Annotated in this window: 10 protein-coding genes, 2 tRNA genes and 1 riboswitch; of the genes, 6 read left to right on the top strand and 6 right to left on the bottom strand. The window is 65.8% G+C overall.

The window, feature by feature from the left end:
• Positions 1-134 precede the first annotated feature (134 nt).
• Positions 135-219 (top strand) — tRNA-Leu (locus ACSVDO_RS06815).
• Between the two features lie 464 nt (positions 220-683).
• Positions 684-768 (top strand) — tRNA-Leu (locus tag ACSVDO_RS06810).
• 127 nt (positions 769-895) lie between these two features.
• Here ACSVDO_RS06810 and proX read toward each other — a convergent pair.
• From proX to ACSVDO_RS06790, 4 genes are all read right to left on the bottom strand, one after another.
• Positions 896-1906 carry a glycine betaine/L-proline ABC transporter substrate-binding protein ProX gene (gene proX / locus ACSVDO_RS06805; RefSeq protein ID WP_332684050.1) on the bottom strand — a complete coding sequence of 337 codons (1011 nt, stop codon included), beginning with the start codon at positions 1904-1906 and terminating at the stop codon, positions 896-898.
• A gap of 58 nt (positions 1907-1964) precedes the next feature.
• Positions 1965-3203: a glycine betaine/L-proline ABC transporter permease ProW gene (gene proW / locus ACSVDO_RS06800; RefSeq protein ID WP_489595533.1), complete on the bottom strand. Its 1239-nt coding sequence runs from the start codon at positions 3201-3203 to the stop codon at positions 1965-1967.
• 518 nt (positions 3204-3721) lie between these two features.
• Positions 3722-6562 (bottom strand): DUF349 domain-containing protein, encoded by a 2841-nt coding sequence (locus ACSVDO_RS06795; RefSeq protein WP_489595531.1) that lies wholly within the window; start codon positions 6560-6562, stop codon positions 3722-3724.
• 149 nt (positions 6563-6711) lie between these two features.
• Complete coding sequence (locus ACSVDO_RS06790) at positions 6712-10347, bottom strand: DUF748 domain-containing protein (RefSeq protein WP_489595530.1); 3636 nt, start codon at positions 10345-10347, stop codon at positions 6712-6714.
• Between the two features lie 780 nt (positions 10348-11127).
• Between ACSVDO_RS06790 and ACSVDO_RS06785 the strand changes: the two genes are divergently transcribed.
• The 3 genes from ACSVDO_RS06785 (at position 11128) to nrdR (ending at position 13965) form a co-directional block, all read left to right on the top strand.
• Positions 11128-11967 carry a lytic transglycosylase domain-containing protein gene (locus ACSVDO_RS06785; RefSeq protein ID WP_332539786.1) on the top strand — a complete coding sequence of 280 codons (840 nt, stop codon included), beginning with the start codon at positions 11128-11130 and terminating at the stop codon, positions 11965-11967.
• Between the two features lie 71 nt (positions 11968-12038).
• A riboswitch (ZMP/ZTP riboswitch) is annotated at positions 12039-12202 on the top strand.
• 33 nt (positions 12203-12235) lie between these two features.
• On the top strand, positions 12236-13483 hold the full coding sequence (glyA, locus tag ACSVDO_RS06780; protein WP_184277463.1) for a serine hydroxymethyltransferase: 1248 nt from the start codon (positions 12236-12238) through the stop codon (positions 13481-13483).
• Between the two features lie 29 nt (positions 13484-13512).
• Complete coding sequence (nrdR, locus tag ACSVDO_RS06775; protein WP_332540191.1) at positions 13513-13965, top strand: transcriptional regulator NrdR; 453 nt, start codon at positions 13513-13515, stop codon at positions 13963-13965.
• Between the two features lie 85 nt (positions 13966-14050).
• Here the strand turns inward: nrdR and aroC are convergent, their stop codons facing one another.
• Complete coding sequence (gene aroC, locus ACSVDO_RS06770) at positions 14051-15148, bottom strand: chorismate synthase (RefSeq protein ID WP_332540190.1); 1098 nt, start codon at positions 15146-15148, stop codon at positions 14051-14053.
• 118 nt (positions 15149-15266) lie between these two features.
• Here aroC and ACSVDO_RS06765 point away from each other — a divergent pair, with 118 nt between their 5' ends.
• Positions 15267-17501 carry a sensor domain-containing protein gene (locus tag ACSVDO_RS06765; protein WP_489595527.1) on the top strand — a complete coding sequence of 745 codons (2235 nt, stop codon included), beginning with the start codon at positions 15267-15269 and terminating at the stop codon, positions 17499-17501.
• A gap of 384 nt (positions 17502-17885) precedes the next feature.
• Here ACSVDO_RS06765 and ACSVDO_RS06760 read toward each other — a convergent pair whose 3' ends face one another.
• Positions 17886-18335 (bottom strand): CBS domain-containing protein, encoded by a 450-nt coding sequence (locus ACSVDO_RS06760; RefSeq protein WP_213293217.1) that lies wholly within the window; start codon positions 18333-18335, stop codon positions 17886-17888.
• Positions 18336-18388 lie beyond the last annotated feature (53 nt).

Below are 18388 nucleotides of genomic sequence, written 5' to 3'. Positions count from 1 at the left end.
GCTACCTCAGTGGTCTTGTAATGTGATTGTGCGATGTGGCAGGGCCCACGCAACAAGTTTCTGGAAATAAATATTTTCGGAAGTTTTGAAAAACTCAGCTTTTTATGCTGCATAATTCAAATCTTTCCTGAAATGCCCAGGTGGCGGAATTGGTAGACGCACTAGTTTCAGGTACTAGCGAGTAACATCGTGGAGGTTCGAGTCCTCTCCTGGGCACCAAATTTAAAAGGCCGTTGCAAACGCAACGGCCTTTTTCTTTTTGTGCCGGAAAAACGCAACTGCATGCAGGCCAGCGTCAGATACAGCAGGGGTGGGCAATTCCGGCTGCGGCGTTCATGCTTCGACAAGCTCAGCACGAACGGGAATTGACAAGCTCAGCACGAACGGGAATCGACAAGTTCGGCGCGAACGGCATCTCGCAAGCTCGGGATGAACGAAATTCGACAAGATCGCCGTCAACGGACAGCAGCGCTGCAGCCTGACGGCGTCGCGCGCCCCGCCCTTTGCGTCTGTCCGAACCGCAAGCCGCTCACCCCGAGCCTGTCCAAGAGCGGCCTTCGATTCGCGCCCGGCAACGCCGCCCAACAAGCCCTCCCTCGCCCCGAAATCATCAGATAAAGAAAAATTTCGCTTTTTTCCTTTTGGACCCAAAAACGCCCCCTATAATTCATTTATTCCTGAGAGCCCAGATGGCGGAATTGGTAGACGCACTAGTTTCAGGTACTAGCGAGTAACATCGTGGAGGTTCGAGTCCTCTTCTGGGCACCATTTTAAAAGGCCGTTGCAACTGCAACGGCCTTTTTCTTTTGTGCATCCGCTTTGGCTTGTGCCCCTGCTCCCCGGAACAAAAAAGCCGCCCTCCAGCGGACGGCGGCTCGCAGGCTATGCCGAAGTGTTATTTCTTCGCGGCGGCCATGGCCTGGGCGATCCAGCCATCGAAGGTCTTCTGGTGGGCCTTGATCCAGCTGTCGGTGTGGCGCTCGATGTCCTGCTGGCGGTTCTGGCCGTCGTGCATCAGGCGGTTCTGCGTGCTGATGTCCGCCAGCGGCAGCGACATCACTTCGAATAGCTTGCCCGCAGCAGGGTTCTTTTCCACAAAGGCCTTGTTGGCCACTATGTATTCATTGTTCAGCGGAAAGCCGTAGTTCTTGCCGTTGGGCAGCTTGGTGTCGGTGCCGGCCTGCACGCCCGGCATCGCCGAGAACGGCACTTCGAGCCAGACCACATCCTGGCCGGGGCGCAGCACATTGCTGAGCCAGTAAGGCGTCCAGGCGTAATAGAGCACGGGCTTGCCCTGCTTGAAGCGCGCGACCGTGTCGGCGATCAGCGCGGGATAGTTGCCCTGGGTATAGGACACCGTATCGCGCAGCTTGAACGTGGTCAGCTGGTGCTCGATCACCGCCTCCCCGCCCCACCCTGCGCTCGCGCCCACCAGATCCGCCTTGCCGTCGCCGTTGGCGTCGAACAGCTTCGCCAACTTGGGGTCGGCCAGCTGGCTCAGGTGGGTGATCTTGTATTGATCGGCGGTCTTCTTGTCGATCAGGTAGCCCTGGGTCGCTCCCGCCGCGTAGACGCCCTTGCGCGTCATCTTGGCGTCGCCGCCCGCACTTTTGTAGAACTCGGCGTGGTGCGGATTCCAGTGATTGGCAATGAAGGTCGCGTCGCCGTTGGCCACGGCAATATGCGCCATCGGGTACTCGACTTCCTTGATAGGCTGCACGTCGTAGCCCAATTTTTGCAGCGCGCGCGTCACGAGCAATGTCTGAAAAGACTCTTCGACAAGCGCGCTTTGCAGCGGCAGGACCTTGACACCCTTGCCGGGCAGATCAGTGGCGGCGTGCGCGCCGAGGCCCACGGCGAGAAGGCTTGCAGCCAGAAGCGGACGGACGATTTTGCAAATGTGCATCAGTGGGAGACTTTCTTCGCGCGAAGGCGATGGTTGAGGAATGGAAAAGGCAAAGGCTTCATGCCGATGGCGCCTGAGTGCGATACACGGGCTCGGTCGGCACATGGCGGCGCGCCCGCAGGCGCCCGCCGATGCGCAGCGCTAGCCCCACGGGGCCGGTCTGCCACCAGCGGTGCGTGCCGCGGCGCGGCGCACCCAGCGCCTGGGTGAAACGATCCAGCGTGATCGCCAGCAGCACGATGCCCAGGCCGCCGACAGTGGCCAGACCCATGTCGAGCCGGCCTATGCCGCGCAGCACCATCTGGCCCAGGCCGCCGACGGCGATCATCGAGGCGATCACCACCATCGACAGAGACAGCATCAGCGCCTGGTTGATGCCGGCCATGATCGAGGGCATGGCCAGCGGCAGCTGCACCCGCGTGAGCAGCTGCCACGGCGATGCGCCATAGGCCAGTGCGGCCTCGACCAGGTCGGGCCGCACCTGGCGAATTCCGAGATTGGTGAGCCGCACCAGCGGCGCGAGCGCGAAGATGATGGTCACGATCACGCCGGGCACGTTGCCAATGCCGAACAGCATCACGACCGGCACGAGATAGACGAAAGCCGGCGTGGTCTGCATGGCATCGAGGAACGGTCGGCTCCAGCGCTGTGCTCGGTCGCTGGACGCCAATGCAATCCCCATGGGCAGGCCGATGGCGATGCAGAAGAACAGCGAGGTCAGCACCAGCGACAAGGTCACCATGGCTTCGTTCCAGATGCCCAGCATGCCGACCAGCAGCAGCGCGACGACAGCACCGCAGGCGATGCGGCGGCCCGCGAACTGCCAGGCCAGCAGACCCAGCAGGCAGATCATGGCCAGCATAGGCATGCCGGTCAGCAGCCCCTCGACCCAGCTCAGTGTCGCGTCGATGGGCACACGCACGGCCTGGGAAAGAGGACGAAAGTGTTCGACGACCCAGCCCAGGCCCTGGTTGATCCAGCTTTCGAGCGGCAGCGAACCATCCCAGAGCTGCTGCAGCGCAAAGCCTGGATCCACAACCGCGCCGCCCGCCTGCGCGTCGCCCGGCATGACCGCCAGCCAATCGCCGCCGTCCGCTGCATCGCTGGCGGGAGCAGCCGCGGCCCAGGGGTCGGCGGCGGGAGCGGCCCAGGGGTCGTCCGCGGCCATGGCTTGGCTGGCGGGAGCGGCCCAGGGGTCGGCAGCGGCCGCCGCCGGATCGGGCGCGGCATCCCAAGGCGAGGAAACGGCGGCGCCGCCTTGTACTGGCGTTGCCCATGGATCGACTTCTGTGGTCATATGCGTGGCTTCTTTTTAGGATGGAACATGGCTGCGCCCCGAAAAGCGGCAACCGCGGTGCCAACAGCCGATGAAGCCGCCTGGAAAAGCGCGTGGCGAAAATGCATGCGCCGGCCCGGCGAACTTCAAGGGCTGCCGGCAGACACTGAACGATGTGATGACGTGCCTGCCGAATGCTTCAAACGCGGCGCAGCGGGCCTGGTCTAGGGGCGCTGCCTGGAAAAGCGTGACGTGGCAAGGGGGCCGGAGAGATCCGGCCTGCCGGACTGTGCCGGCAAGAAAAACGACTGCATTGGGAGAGGCTCCGCAAGCAGTGCCGGCAGACCTTCGAGTCATCATGACTTAAAGATCCGCGAACACCCCACACCATAACTTTTTGTAATTAGCGTGTCAACACCACCGCTGCGCGGCATTTGTAACCGCGGCATGTGTCAGCCACATCCATGCCCATGGCGCATAAAAAAAGCCACTCCGCGGAGTGGCTTTTTCGCAGCTGCCGCAAACGCGGCACGGCGCGCTTACTTGCGCAGCAAGGCCTTCAGCGCGTTCTGCAGGCGGCGGGCGCTGGCCTCGTCGCGCGCGCTGGCGAGCACGCGGGCCGCATCCTGGCCCCAGGTCTCGGCAGGCGCGGGATCGTTGCGGCGCGTGAGCAACTGCAGCTGCAGCATGCGGCGCGCGGTGATCAGCTCGGCTGGCGTGGGAACATCGGCTGCCATTTCGAGGCGCAGCAGGGCTTCGCCCGCGTCGCCGGACACAGGCGCGGCCACCGACTTCGCCCAGGCGCCACGCACTTGCGGCGACACCCGGCCACCGAAGTCCTGCACGCTGGGCAGCTGCTCGGCATCGCGCTTTTCCCAGGCATTGAGCAGCTGGGTCAGGGCTTCGCCATGGGCTTGCACGGCGAGCTTGCGCAGCGCCATCTGGGCATGTTCGAGCGCGTCGCGCTGGGCGCGGAAAGCCGGGTCCGCCAGACGCGGGCCACGGTCTTCGCGCATGGGACGGTCGGCGCGTTCGCCGAAGCGGCCGCCGCGGTCACCAGGACGCGCGTCACGGCTGTCGCGGCGCTCGCCGGGACGGCCAGGGCGGCCCGCGGCCGCAGGCGCTTCCTTCTTCATGCCGGGGCGGTCATCGCCGCGCACCGCCACCACGGGCTTGGACACCGCGGCCGGCTTGGGCGCGTCCTCGGCAGCCCCTGCCGGTGCTGCGGCATCGGCCTTGGCCGATTCCTGGGCCTGTGCCTGGCTGTGCAGCGCGGCTTCGAGGCCGGCCATGGCAGCGCGGATCTGCTGGGCATCGCCGCTGGCATTCGCGGCTTCGAGGGCCTTGGATGCGTCGAGCACCTGGCGATCGCGCTCGCTGAGCTCGACCTGGGCACGGCTGTTGCGATCGGCACCCTTGCGGTTGAATGCGTCGTCCAAAGGCTTGCGGAACGCGTCCCAGAGCTTTTGCTCGTGCTTGCGGTCCAGCGGCACGGCCTGGGCCTCGGCCTGCCAGCGCTGCTGCAGCGACTTGACGGCATCGATGCGCAGCGTAGCGGCTTCGCCCAATGCCACGGCTTCGTCGATCATTGCGTGGCGACGCGCGAGGCTGGCCTTCTGGGCCGTGTGCAAAGGCGCTTCGGCGGCCGTGATGGCCTGCTTCCACAGCGGCTGGAGTTCGGCAAACATCTTCTCGCCGACATGGCCGCCATCGCGCCAGCGTTCGCCGAACTGGCGCAGGCTGCGGGACATGGCTTTCCAGTCGGTCGAAGCGGCGTGCTCGGCCGCCCAGGCCTTGACTTCCTCGATCAGCTGCAGGCGCTGGGCCTTGTTGTTCGCGGCTTCGCTGCGCACGCGATCCAGCCAGCCTTCGACCACCTTGTGCGCGGCGTTGCAGGCTTCGTCGAAACGCTTCCACAGCGCGTGGTTGGCCGCAGCGCCCTGGTCGGCCTGCTTCCACTGCTCGCGCAGGTTGCGCAGCGATTCCTGCATCTTGCGGCCACCGAGGGCCTGGCCGTCGGGACGGTTGAGCAGGGCTTCGGCCTGGGCCACGAGTTCTTCGCGCACCGAGTCGGCCTTCCAGCCTTGCCAGCCCTGGGCATCGCCCGCGGCCAGCAGCGCTGCATTCACATCGGCACCCAGTGCCGCGTCAATATGGCGGCCTTGCTGCTTGAGCACGGCGCGCAGTTGCGCAATCGCCTTGCCCAGCTTGCCGGCGCCGCCGGCCGCGGGTGCGGCAGCAGGTGCGGCTTCGGCGGCGGGTGCGGCTTCGACTGCCGCAGCTTCGGATTCGGCTGCCGCAGCTTCGGCTGGCGCAGCTTCGGCTTCGACAGGAGCCGTCTCGGCAGCGGCGGCTTCCACCGGCGCGGTTTCGGCCGGGGCAGCTTCCACCGGAGCGGACTGCGCTGCGGGAGCTTCGGCAGCGGCGGCGGGCGCGGCCTTGGTCAGCGCGAGCAAGTCGGCCAGCGCCTGGCGCACGGACTGGGCTGCGGCTTCGACGACTTCGGGAGCGACCTTGGGAGCGGCTTTGGCGCGCGGCGCGGCAGGCGGCTTGGCGGGCGCGGCCGCGGTCTTGGCGGCGACGGCGGCGGCTTCCGTGGGCAGGCCACGCGCGACGCGCAGTTCATCGGCCCAGATCGGCACGGGAGGCAGCTCGGCCTGTTCGTCCTGTGCCGCGGCCTGCGTCAGCGCCAGGGCAGACTGGAACGCATCCCAGACCACCAGCAGCTGCTTGCGCGAGTTTTCGAGTTGGGGCGGGAACTTGGCGTCGACGCTGACCCAGTTGGCATCGCCCGTGAGCTCGCCTGCCTGGGATTGCCAGTGCGCGACATCGACGCTCAGCGCGTCGAGTGCGGTCAGCGCATCGCGCCAGGGCTTGGTCGACAGCACTTCGATGCGCTGCGCCAGCAACACGGCGGCTTCGCGCTGGACCTGCACGCGGTGCTGCAGGTCTTCGATGACCTTGACGCGCTCGGCCAGCTGGTTCTTGAACGACGACAGCGGCTCGCGCGACAGCGGTGCGCCGGCCTTGGCGGCTTCGCGCTGCCAGGCCGTGGCGTCGGCGATGTTCAGCGTGTCGGCGGACAGCAGCTGCTGGGCTTTTTGCGCCCATTCGACGCCGATCTTTTCCTGTGTCTCGAGGCGGCGCAATTCGTCCAGGCGCTCGCGCACGGCGCGCGCGGCGCTCTTGTCGCGCACGCTGAGTTCCTTGAACACTTCCTGCAATTGGTCATGCGCAGGTTGCGTGGCGAGCCAGTCGCGCACGCGCGAAGCACGTTCGCCCGAGGTTTCTGCGGAAAACGCGCCGCCGGTCAGCGCATCAAGAGGATGCGTTTCAGAGGTCTTGGCCAGGGCCGGGTTCACTTCAGGGGCGTCGGACATGTTGCTACGTGGAGAAAGAGAAGACATTTTTCAATGGAATAGGCTCTCACGGCCCCAAAACATGGGCCGGAAGAACCTGTTCTGCGCCGCGGACGGCGCAGTGAGTAAAGAGTTATTTTCGCTGTTATTTGCGCAGAGCCCAAACTGAATCACCGCAGAGCCAGTTCCAACCGGGCCTGCGGCTGCCAATCCGGGCCCGCCGCGGGCTGTACGGGCGCCCCGAGAAACAGGCGCTTGAGGGACAATTCCTGCGCTGCCAGATAGTCGCGCACCACCACGGCACGCGCCAAAGCCAGCTCACGCATTGCATTGTCAGGCACAGGGACATGGGCCTGCAACAGCGTTCGTATTTCATTGTCGGGCAAATCCTTGGCCATTCCAAGCACATTGCGCGGCTTCTTGATATCGGCGCGAGCGTACACCGCTTTGAGCAAGCCTGCTTCCTCGGCCGGAGCAACCGCCGTGATGCTGTCGGCCGCCTGGCCCGCGCGCAACGCCCTGCGGCGTTTTTCCGCGAGCAGCATCTGCTGCACCTGCGCCTGCTGCCAGCCAGCGCGCTCGGCGTCGAGCGCGGCTTCGCCGACCACAGTCATCTGCAGCGCGGGGCGCTCGTGCAAGGCCTGGGCGATCTTGTCGAGCGACTGCCTGGCCGCCGCATCGAGCGCCGCGCTGCCCGGCGCAAACACCACCGCCCCCGAGCTGGCCGCGTCGCCGCCGAACGCGCCCGACAACAAGGCGAAAGGCGAAGTCACGGCTTTCATGATGAGGTTGCCTATGATCTTGAAGATCACGGGAGCAAGGCGGAACTGCGGGTCGTTGAGCGAGCCGCTGATCGGCAGATCGAGGTCGATCACGCCATTGCGGTCCGCGAGCAGCGCCGTCGCCAGCCGCACGGGCAGGCTCGCGGGCGCGCCTTCGACGGCTTCGCCGAACGTCAGCTGGTTGAGCACCAAACGGTTGCTCGCCGTGAGCTGGCCATCGGGTTGGACCTTGTAATTCACGTCCATCGACAGCTTGCCGCGCTCTATGCCATGGCCTGCATATTTGATCGCATAGGGCGACAGCGGCGACAGCTCGAGGTCGCTCATGCGCGCCGTGACGTCCAGCGCCAGCGGCTTGGCCAGCGGATTGAGCTGGCCGGTGATTTCCAGATTGGCCGTGCCCTGGGCGCGGCCGCGCAGCTCGAGCTCGGCCATCTGCGGCGGCTGGTCGGGCAAGGTCTCGGACGAGAACGCGCCCAGGCGCCCGGCAAGCGCGCTCAGGTCGGCCGAATAGTTGGGCTGGATGAAATAGTCGGAGAACGCGACCGTTCCGCCGCTGAGCACCACGGGCCCGACATGCACCACGGGTGCGGGCCCCGCGGGCACCACCGCCGGCACGCCGACTGTCTGCACGCCGTGGGCCGCAGGCTCGGCCTGCTCGGCGGCCTGCTGCGCGCGTGATTTGACGATGTCCTGCAGGTTGATGCGGCCACCGGGCTGCACGATCACGCGCGCATGGAAATCGCTGAGCGCGGTCTCACGCAGCCGCACCTGGGTCGCGACGCCGGGCGCCAGCGCCAGGTCCAGGCCGCGCAGCGCGAGCACTTTCCAGCGCAGCAGGTCTTCACTGCCGGCGAGGTTCACGCCCACTGGGTTGACGGTGGCGCCCTGCTGCGCGGCGCGCACGCGCAGATCGTTGAGCTGCGCATCGCCGAGCAGCGACAGCCGTGGCCCGCCCTGCGCATCCTCATAACGCAGGCTTCCCGAGAAACCGCCGTCGGCGCGCAGCACGCGCACATTGAGCAGATCCGCTATATATGGTTCGAACGCGTGCAGCGGCAGGTCGCTGGCGCGCACCGTGCCCTGCACCAGCAGCGGTGCGACGCGCAGGCTGCCGTCGTAGGCCAGGCTGCCCGCCTGGGCGCGGCGACCGCCGGCCAGGCGCAGCGACAGCTGCAGCGGCGACGCTTTCTCGGTCCTGGACAGCGGCGCGAAGTCCTTGACCTTGAGCACCACGCCGCTGGCCTGCCATTGCACGGGACGCACGGGCCGCGCATCGCGGTAGTCCACCTGCCCGCCATCGATCACCAGGCTTTGCAGCAGCAGGCTCCAGGGACGCTGCGGACCCGGAGGCGATGCCGGCGCAGGGGCCGAAGCCGCGAGCCAGGGCTCGAACATCCAGCGGCCCTGGGCGTCGCGCTGCACGCCCACCACGGGCTGGTTCAGCGTCAGCCGCCCTATGCGCAGCTGCTGCGCGGGCAGGCGCAGATCGGCGTCTTCCAGCAGCAGTTGGCGTATGCGCGTGGGCGCGGCCTGATCCTGCAACGCCAGGTCGTCGAGCGCCAGCCGCGCGACCTTGACCACGGTCACAGCGCCGTTCCAGGCCAGGCCCAGCTGCGCCGAGGTCCGCCCTTGCAACTGGGGCTTGAGCTGGGTCGACAAATAGGAAGCGCCCAGATTCAGCGGCAGCGATTCGAGCACCACCCCGACCTGCCCTTGCGTTGCCGTGGCCTGGCCCTTGAAGGACAGCATGCCCGGCACGGCATCGCTCTTGACCGCGGCCGAAGCCAGCGCCATGCGGCCATCGAACTGCAGCGGCTGCGTGAGCGGCAGCACCAGCGCGCGCGCCTGCAGTGCTATATCGGTAAGCAGAAGATGCGCGCCCTGGGCGCCGGCCTGGGCCGACTGGTCGCGCCACTCGGCCCGGCCCTGCTCCACGCTGATCTGTGCGACCTCGACCTGCCAGGGCAAGGGCCTGGCCGCGCCCGCCGGCGTGGCCTGGTCCTGGCCGCCCAGCGCCAGCCAGTTGATCACTCCACGCGCATCGCGCCCGGCCTGCACGCGCGGCTGCGTCAGCACCACGGAATCGACCAGGATCTGCTGGCGCAGCGGCTGCAGGTCGCGCAGCGCCACATCCAGGCGCTCGAACTGCAGCAGCTCCCGGCCCCGGGCATCGCGCAATTGCGTCTGGTGCAGCGCGAGCTGGCCGCGCACCTGCACCTGCGTCTGCTCGACCTGCTCGAAACCGATTTCGAGATCCGCATCGAGCCGGCCCGCGACGACATGTACCGGCAGCGCCTTGGGCAAATAGCCGACGAAGTCGGCCAGGTCCAGGTCCTTGAACGCCAGGCGCAGCTGCGTGGCCCGGGTGGTGAGAAAAGGCGTGCTCAAAGCCGAGGAATCGAACTCGCTGCCATTGAGCGCGAACGCCAGCCGCGGCGCGACGCGCACTTCGCGCGCCGATGCCAGGGTGCTCAGAAACGGCAGGTTCAGTTGCAGGTCACGCACCTGGTGCGTGCGCTCGACGAGCGCGTCTTGAAAATCCACCGAACCGCCCTGCACCTTGATGTTGTAGAGCGCAAAGCGCTGCGGCCCGCTCTTGTCATCGGGCGCGGCGGAATCGGCCAGGCGCTGCAGGATATCGTCGATGTCATAGCGACCCGCGCCGGTCTGCGCCAGATGCAGCACCGGTGCGTCGACTTCGATCGCATCGAGCACCGGCGCCAGGCGCAGCAGCGACTGCATTTCCGCATCCATATATATACGTTGCACGGACAGCAGCGGCTGGGCGGCCCCCGGTAGACCGTCGATGCGCAGGCCGTTGAGCGCCAGCTCGAGCGTCCAGGGCTTGAATTGCACGGACTCGAGCGTCACCGCGCGGCCGAGCTTCTCGGCGCCCAGCCGCTGGATCTGGCTTTTGAGCACGGCGGGCACGGCCAGCCACAGCAGCAGCCACAGCGCGAGAAGGGCCGACAGCGCCAGCGCGGCGTGGCGCAAGGCCCGTTTTCTATTCAAAGGTTTCATGGGGTGCTCAAAGTGTTCACTGCGCGCGGCCCGAGGCGCTGCGCAGGCGCCATTGCACCAGAAAACCAGAGTGAGCAAAAGTAAGAGCGGCGCCCCCCAGATGCAGGCATCCCAACGGCAGCATCTCGATCCCAGGGCCGGGCTGCCGGTCCAGCTGCATTGCGAACTGCACAAATAGAAAGCCCGGTCAGCGGCGGGGCCGATGACCGGGCTTTACGGCAGGCTCCAAGTCCTGTGCCGTGGGGATTGCAACCGGGAGAGGATGGTCCTGGTTGCGTGGAAGCATCGATTGCTCCCTGGAGGCCTTAGGAGACAGTCAAAGGACAGGAACTGACAGATTAAGTGCCGTTCCGCCTTTAAACGCTCTTCCAGCAGTCAACTGCCATGGCAGTCAGGTACAGAATAAGCGAGCTGCAATGCAGCAATCCAATGAGTTTTTGCAATGATCCAAAAAACTTAATAGGACTGTCACAAACAGCTGTCAATCCGAAAATTCCAGGGGACAAAACGCCGGAAATATGCGTTTCCATACAGCTTTTTATATGCATTTTAAATCTAACAACTATTTTTTATAGTATTGACTTAGCATTAGGTGAACTTCTAGAATCCGCCATTCTCGAAAAAGAGACCCTCTCTTCGCTGCACGCAAGTGCTCAGACCACTTCCTTCGATGCCTTTCCGGCACCGTACCCAAGGATTGCAGCGCGCCAATCTAGGCGTTCGCCCCATGCCCCCTCACGGGTCAGCAAAGCGGGGTGACGCCTCTTGAAAGGAATCAATATGCCTGCATTAGCGAAAGCTTTCGCTGGAGTGCGAACCTTTGCGTCCGATGTGACCGACGGTTTTCTCGATATCACCCACAACGGCTTTGCCCTGCTGGGCCTGGCCGTGGCCTTCGTGGCCATCACCTTGTTCGCCCGCCCCGACCTGCGCCTCGAAGGCGAAGCCCATCTGCGCGACTGGCTGCAGGCGCGCCAGGTGGCCGTGATCGACATGCCCACCGAGCCCGATGCCATCGATCGCGCCACGGCGAGCAATCCCAAGGACCTGCCGCGCGAGCAGGCCGCTGTCGCCTTCTGGCTCAGCAAGAAGTACCGCGTCGCGCCCGAGCCGCTGGCCGCGCTGGTCTCCGAAGCCTACTCGCTGGGCCAGAGCAACAAGATCGATCCGACGCTGATCCTGGCCATCATGGCCATCGAATCGAGCTTCAATCCCTTTGCGCAAAGTTCCGTCGGTGCCCAGGGCCTGATGCAGGTCATGACCAGCGTGCATACGGACAAGTATGAAAACTTCGGCGGCCGCCTCGCAGCTTTCGACCCCGTGACCAACCTGCGCGTGGGCGTCAAGGTGCTCAAGGACGCGATTGCGCGCGCGGGCTCGGTCGAGGGCGGCCTGCGCCACTATGTCGGCGCCGCCAACCTGCCCAACGACGGCGGCTATGCGGCCAAGGTGCTCGCCGAGCACAACCGCCTGCGCCAGGCCGCGGGCCTGCGCCCTGTCCCTGCCGTCGTCCCCGCCCAGCCGCTGCTCACCGTCAAGCAGACCGCTCCCCTGGCCGCCCCCGCGGCCGAACCTGTCGCCAGCGCCGGCGAACAGGTCGCTTTGAACACCAACCTCTGATCGAAGTACCCCGCGCTGCGCGCATTCGCAGCAGGCCCTTTGCCGCACGGGCATCTGGGCTCAGCTACACTACCGGGGTACGCAACTGGCGATAGGCGCAGTCCAGTAGGTCGAAAGACCGGACTGCCGCTGACGTGGAAACCAGCGGATGTCATCCGTGAACCACCGGGGAGCGTACCGCCCAGGCATAACGGATCCCGCCTGAAGCGTTCCGCCGTTCGCCTGGGCAGCCCTTGGCCTCAAGGGACTACAAGTTCATAGGACTGCCATGTACCACCGCAATATCACTGTTGAAAAAGCCGACCCCGAACTGTTTGCCGCCATCCAGGCCGAAAACCAGCGTCAGGAAGATCACATCGAGCTGATCGCCAGCGAGAACTACTGCTCGCCTGCCGTGATGGAAGCCCAGGGCTCCCAGCTCACGAACAAGTACGCCGAAGGCTATCCAGGCAAGCGCTACTACGGCGGCTGCGAAAACGTCGATGTGGTCGAGCAACTCGCCATCGACCGCGTCAAGCAGCTGTTCGGCGCCGATGCCGCCAACGTGCAACCCAATTCCGGTTCCCAGGCCAATCAGGCCGTGCTGCTGGCTTTCCTCAAGCCCGGCGACACCATCCTGGGCATGAGCCTGGCAGAAGGCGGTCACCTGACCCACGGCATGCCGCTGAACATGTCGGGCAAGTGGTTCAACGTCGTTTCCTACGGCTTGGATGCCAAGGAAGAGATCGACTACGACGCCCTGGAAGCCAAGGCGCGTGAACACAAGCCCAAGCTGATCATTGCCGGTGCCTCGGCCTACGCGCTGCGCATCGATTTCGAACGCTTCGCCAAGATTGCCAAGGAAATCGGCGCCATCCTGTGGGTGGACATGGCCCACTACGCCGGCCTGATCGCCGCGGGTGTGTACCCCAACCCCGTGCCCCACGCCGACGTGGTCACGACCACCACCCACAAGAGCCTGCGCGGCCCGCGCGGCGGCGTGATTCTGATGAAGGCCGAGCACGAGAAGGCCATCAATTCGGCGATCTTCCCCGGCCTGCAGGGCGGCCCGCTGATGCACGTCATCGCTGGCAAGGCCGTGGCCTTCAAGGAAGCGCTGACGCCCGAGTTCAAGGCCTACCAGGCCCAGGTCGTGAAGAATGCACAAGTGTTCGCCGAAACGCTGATCGAACGCGGTCTGCGCATCGTCTCCGGCCGCACCGAAAGCCACGTGATGCTGGTCGACCTGCGCGCCAAGGGCATCACCGGCAAGGCCGCTGAAGCCGCTCTGGGCGCGGCCCACATCACCATCAACAAGAACAGCATCCCCAACGATCCTGAAAAGCCGATGGTGACCAGCGGTATCCGCGTGGGCACGCCCGCGATGACCACGCGTGGTTTCAAGGAAGAAGAAGCCCGCCTGACGGCCAATCTGGTTGCCGACGTGCTGGAGAACCCGACGGACGAAGCCAACCTGGCCGCGGTGCGCGCCAAGGTCGCGGCGCTGACCGCGCGTTTCCCCGTCTACCGCGACTAAGCCTCTCGCTATTCGGTCCGCCCTGAGCCATGAAGTGCCCTTTCTGCAGCCATCCTGACACCCAGGTGGTCGAGACCCGCGAGGCGGAAGACGGCGGCTTCATCCGCCGCCGCCGCCAGTGCGGCGGTTGCGACAAGCGCTTCACGACGTACGAGCGGCCGGAAGTCAGCTTCCCGGCCATCGTCAAGAAGGACGGCCGGCGCATAGAGTACGAGCGCGCCAAGCTCAGCGGCTCGTTCTCGCTGGCGCTGCGCAAGCGTCCGGTGAGCACCGAACAGGTCGATACCGCGATCGAGCGCATCGAGGAAAAGCTGCGCAACCTGGGCCTGCGCGAAGTGGCGTCCAGCCGCATCGGCGAGTTGGTCATGCACGAGCTCAAGCAGCTCGACAAGGTCGCCTACATCCGCTTTGCTAGCGTCTATCGCAGCTTTGAAGACATCGAGGACTTCAAGAGCGTGATGGACGAGGTGCGTAGAGGATAGAGCCCCCACCGGCCGGGCGGCAGAAACTCAAGCACCCCATGAAAAAGCCATCCCGAGGGATGGCTTTTTTGCGTGCCAAGCGCCTTCAGAGCAGCGAGGACGCTATCGGCGCGACGCCGTGGCGCACATCGCCGCACTGGGCGCGGTGCCGCAGCGCGTGGTCCATGACCACCAGCGCCAGCAGGGCTTCGGCAATCGGCGCGGCGCGAATGCCCACGCAGGGGTCGTGGCGGCCCTTGGTGATGACTTCCGTGGGCTGGCCGTGCACGTCGATGGAGTCGCGCGGGCTCAGGATGGAGCTCGTGGGCTTGATCGCGATCGAGACTTCGAGGTCCTGGCCGGTGCTGATGCCGCCGAGCACGCCGCCCGAATGGTTGCTCGCGAAGCCGGCCGGGGTGAGTGAGTCGCCATGCACCGTGCCGCGCTGGGCGACGCTCGCGAAGCCGGCGCCGATTTCCACGCCCTTGACCGCGTTGAGGCCCATCATCGCGTAGGCGATGTCGGCATCGAGCTTGTCATAGAGCGGCTGGCCCAGGCCCACGGGCATGCCCGTGGCCTGCACGCGGATGCGCGCGCCGCAGGAGTCGCCGGCCTTGCGCAGCGCGTCCATATAGCTTTCATAGGCCGAGACATCGGCGACCGGGGCGAAGAACGGGTTGCCGGGTACATGCGACCAGTCCTCGAACGGAATCTCGAGTTCGCCCAGCTGCGTCATGCAGGCGCGGAACTCGGTGCCGAACTGGGCCTTGAGCCACTGCTTGGCCACGGCGCCCGCGGCCACCGTGGGCGCCGTCAGACGCGCCGACGAACGGCCGCCGCCGCGCGGGTCGCGGATGCCGTACTTGTGCCAGTAGGTGTAATCGGCATGGCCGGGGCGGAAGCTCTCGGAGATGTTCGCGTAGTCCTTGCTGCGCTGGTCGGTATTGCGGATCAGCAGCGCGATCGGCGTGCCCGTGGTCTTGCCTTCATAGACGCCCGACAGGATTTCGACCGCGTCGGCTTCCTGGCGCTGGGTCACATGGCGGCTGGTGCCGGGGCGCCGACGGTCCAGGTCATGCTGGATGATGGCTTCGGTCAACGGCATGCCCGGCGGGCAGCCATCGATCACGCAGCCAATGGCCGGGCCGTGGGATTCACCGAAATTGGTGACGCTGAAAATGGTTCCGAAAGTATTGCCGCTCATGGCGCGCGATTATGCCTGTATGAAGTGCTTGGCACCTGAGCAACACATTGATACGATTTGTATTGACGCGCGCCGCCGTCTCGACCGGCCCGTTCACCATGAGGAGTGCCACCATCCCATGCAAGCCGCCAGCCAATCGCCGCCCGCGCCAGGGCCCGCCGCCCATGGCCTGACGCTGCCCGCATCACTGCCCTCCCTGACGCAGGCGCTGGACGTCAGCGACTGCGCCATCCTGATCAGCGACGAACAGCGCCGCATCGTCTACACCAACGCCGGTTTCGAGCGGCTGTTCGGCTATCCGCTGCACGAAGCGCGCGGCCGGCGGCCGCGCGACCTGCTGCTGGGCAAGTCCTTTTCCCCGGACGCGCTCGCGCATATCGACGAACAGTTGGCGCGCACCGGCCGTTACACGGGCGAAGCGCTGTGCTACCACCGCAACGGGGATCCGATATGGGTCTCGCTGGTCTGCAACATCCACCCGCCGCCGCAGCCCGGCCGGCCCCAAGGCGACGCAGGCTGCGCCGTGGTCACGCTCACCGACCTCACGCCCACCAAGCACCACGAGGCCTTGCAAAGCCGGGTGCTCGAAGCCATGGTGAGTGAAGTACCGCTGCCCCAGCTGATGGCCCTGGTCTGCGCCGAAGTCGAGTGTATCGCGCCCGATGTGATTGCCAGCGTGCTGCGCGTGGACGGCGACGGGCGCCTGCGGGTGCTCGCCGCCCCGTCCCTGCCGCCCGCGCTGAGCGCGGCGATCGAGGGGCTCCTCATAGGCCCACAGGCTGGCTCCTGCGGCACCAGCGCTTTCCTGGGCGATCCCGTGACCGTGACCAACATCGCCACCGACCCGCTCTGGCAGGACTACCACCCGCTGTTCATTCCCGCCGGAATCCGCGCCTGCTGGTCCAGTCCGATCAAGAACCTCGCGGGTCAGGTGGTCGGCACATTCGCGTTCTACTTCCGCGAAGCGCGCGGTCCGAGCAACCTGCATTTGCGCCTGGTCGAAGTCTGCCTGCACCTGTGCACGCTCGCCATGGCGCGCGACACCGAGCAGAACCGCATCCACCAGCTCGCGTATTACGACACGCTCACGCAACTGCCCAATCGCACGCTGTTCGCCGACTTCGCACGCCGCGCACTGGCGTCGCTGCGCGAGACGCGCATGCCCCAGGCCGCGCTGCTGTTCGTCGATCTCGACCGCTTCAAACAGGTCAACGACAGCCAGGGCCATGCCGCGGGCGATGCCCTATTGTGCGAGACCGCGAACCGCCTGCGCGCGCATCTGGGGCCGGGCGATATTGCCGGCCGGCTGGCCAGCGACGAGTTCGTGCTGCTGCTGCCAGGCGCCGGCAGCGATCAGGCGGTTGCCATGGCGCAGCGACTGCTCGACAGCATCGCCGTGCCTTTCGTGCACCAGGGCCTGCAGCATCTGCCCCAGGCCAGCATAGGCGTCGCGCTCTACCCCGAGGACGGCACCGACATTCCCAGCTTGTTGAGCCATGCCGACCAGGCGATGTACGCGGCGAAAAAGCAGCCGAGTTCGCGCTGGTGCCGTTTCAGCCCCGAGCTCGGCGTGCAGGCCCAGGAACGCATGGCGATGGAGCGCGACCTGCGCGAAGCGATTGCACGCCGGCAGTTGCATCTGAATTTCCAGCCGCAGGTGCTGGGCCGGCACACGCACCGGCTGCATGGCGTCGAAGCGCTGGCGCGCTGGAACCACCCCGAATGGGGCGCAGTCTCGCCCGCGCGCTTCATCGCCGTGGCCGAGGACGCGGGGCTGATCCAGGCGCTCACGCACTGGCTGCTCGACGCCGCCTGCGCACAGATGGCGCGCTGGCGCGCCGCGGGGCTGGCCGTGCCGCAGCTCGCGATCAACCTGTCGGCGCACAATTTCCACGACCCCAGTCTCGCCGATCAGGTCGGCGCCGCGCTTGCGCGCCACGCACTGCAGCCGCGCGACCTGATGCTGGAAATCACCGAAAGCGTGATGATGGATGCGAGCGCCGCGACCACGGCCAACCTGCATGCGCTGCATGCGCGCGGCATGCAGCTGTCGCTGGACGATTTCGGCACCGGCTACTCGAGCCTGAGCCACCTGCACCGGCTGCCGTTCAGCGAACTCAAGCTCGACCAGAGCTTTGTTCAAGACCTGCAGAACAGCGACTCAGCGACCGCGCTCACGCGCTCGGTGCTGAGCATCGCGCGCAGCCTCGACATGAAGGTCGTCGCCGAAGGGGTGGAAACGCGTGAGCAATGTGAATGGCTGCAGGAACATGACTGCGCGGTGATGCAGGGCTATCTGTTTTGCCGCCCGGTGGCGGCGGCGCAGCTCGAGGAGTGGATTACGGCGTTGTAGCCGGAGCGCACTTCGACTGGCTCAGTGCGAACGGGGAATGGGGCAACGCCCCAAACCAGAACGCACTTCGACGGGCTCAGTGCGAACGGGGAGTGGGACAGCGCCAGGCACCGGACTGATGAAGACCATGGGGGGCTTTGCCCCCCATCGCGCAGCTACGCGAAGCGAGCAAGCGTGGGGGCTATCGAGCCGCCGCCGGGCCGCCCCAAGGCGGCGAGGGCCGAACGCTCCAATGAACACCATGGGGGGCTTTGCCCCCCATCGCGCAGCTACGCGAAGCGAGAAAGCGTGGGGGCTATCGCGCCGCCGCCGGGCCGCCCCAAGGCGGCAAGGGCCCCCTTGGGGGGCAGAGAGCCACACGCAGTGGGCGAACGTGGGGGCTATTTACTCCGCGCCCTGGCGCTCGCCTTCGGGCCAGTCGCGGATATAGGCCTTGAGCATGCGGTTCTCGAAGTTCTGGCTGTCGACGACGGCCTTGGCGACGTCGTAGAAGCTGATCACGCCCATCAGCATGCGCTTGTCCATCACGGGCATGTAGCGCGCGTGACGGTCAAGCATCATGCGGCGCACTTCGTCCATTTCGGTCTCCAGCGTGCAGGTCAGCGGCGCGTCGTCCATCGCCGAACGCACCAGCGTCGTGCCGGCGGCGTTCTTGACCAGCGCCTGTATCACTTCGCGGAACGTGAGCATGCCCACCACGTCCGAATGCTCCATGACGACCAGCGAGCCTATGTCCTTCTCGGCCATAGTCTCCACGGCGCGGCTCAGGGGCTCATCGGGGGAAATGGCGTACAAGGTGTTGCCCTTGACGCGAAGAATGTCGCGAACTTTCATTTTTTGTCTCCGGCTGCTGCCGCTGGGAATGGAGGACTCTCCAACTGGTGATC

Source organism: Comamonas sp. DB36 (assembly GCF_057914905.1).
The sequence above is the reverse complement of the archived record's forward strand: the minus strand, read 5'-3'. Positions and strand labels throughout refer to the sequence as shown.

Bases quoted from the DNA above. Each gene is read 5' to 3' on its own strand.
- aroC (WP_332540190.1), bottom strand. From the start codon at position 15,148: ATGAGCGGCAATACTTTCGGAACCATTTTCAGCGTCACCAATTTCGGT.
- ACSVDO_RS06790 (WP_489595530.1), bottom strand. From the start codon at position 10,347: ATGAAACCTTTGAATAGAAAACGGGCCTTGCGCCACGCCGCGCTGGCG.
- ACSVDO_RS06765 (WP_489595527.1), top strand. From the start codon at position 15,267: ATGCAAGCCGCCAGCCAATCGCCGCCCGCGCCAGGGCCCGCCGCCCAT.
- proW (WP_489595533.1), bottom strand. From the start codon at position 3,203: ATGACCACAGAAGTCGATCCATGGGCAACGCCAGTACAAGGCGGCGCC.
- nrdR (WP_332540191.1), top strand. From the start codon at position 13,513: ATGAAGTGCCCTTTCTGCAGCCATCCTGACACCCAGGTGGTCGAGACC.
- glyA (WP_184277463.1), top strand. From the start codon at position 12,236: ATGTACCACCGCAATATCACTGTTGAAAAAGCCGACCCCGAACTGTTT.
- proX (WP_332684050.1), bottom strand. From the start codon at position 1,906: ATGCACATTTGCAAAATCGTCCGTCCGCTTCTGGCTGCAAGCCTTCTC.
- ACSVDO_RS06785 (WP_332539786.1), top strand. From the start codon at position 11,128: ATGCCTGCATTAGCGAAAGCTTTCGCTGGAGTGCGAACCTTTGCGTCC.
- ACSVDO_RS06760 (WP_213293217.1), bottom strand. From the start codon at position 18,335: ATGAAAGTTCGCGACATTCTTCGCGTCAAGGGCAACACCTTGTACGCC.
- ACSVDO_RS06795 (WP_489595531.1), bottom strand. From the start codon at position 6,562: ATGTCCGACGCCCCTGAAGTGAACCCGGCCCTGGCCAAGACCTCTGAA.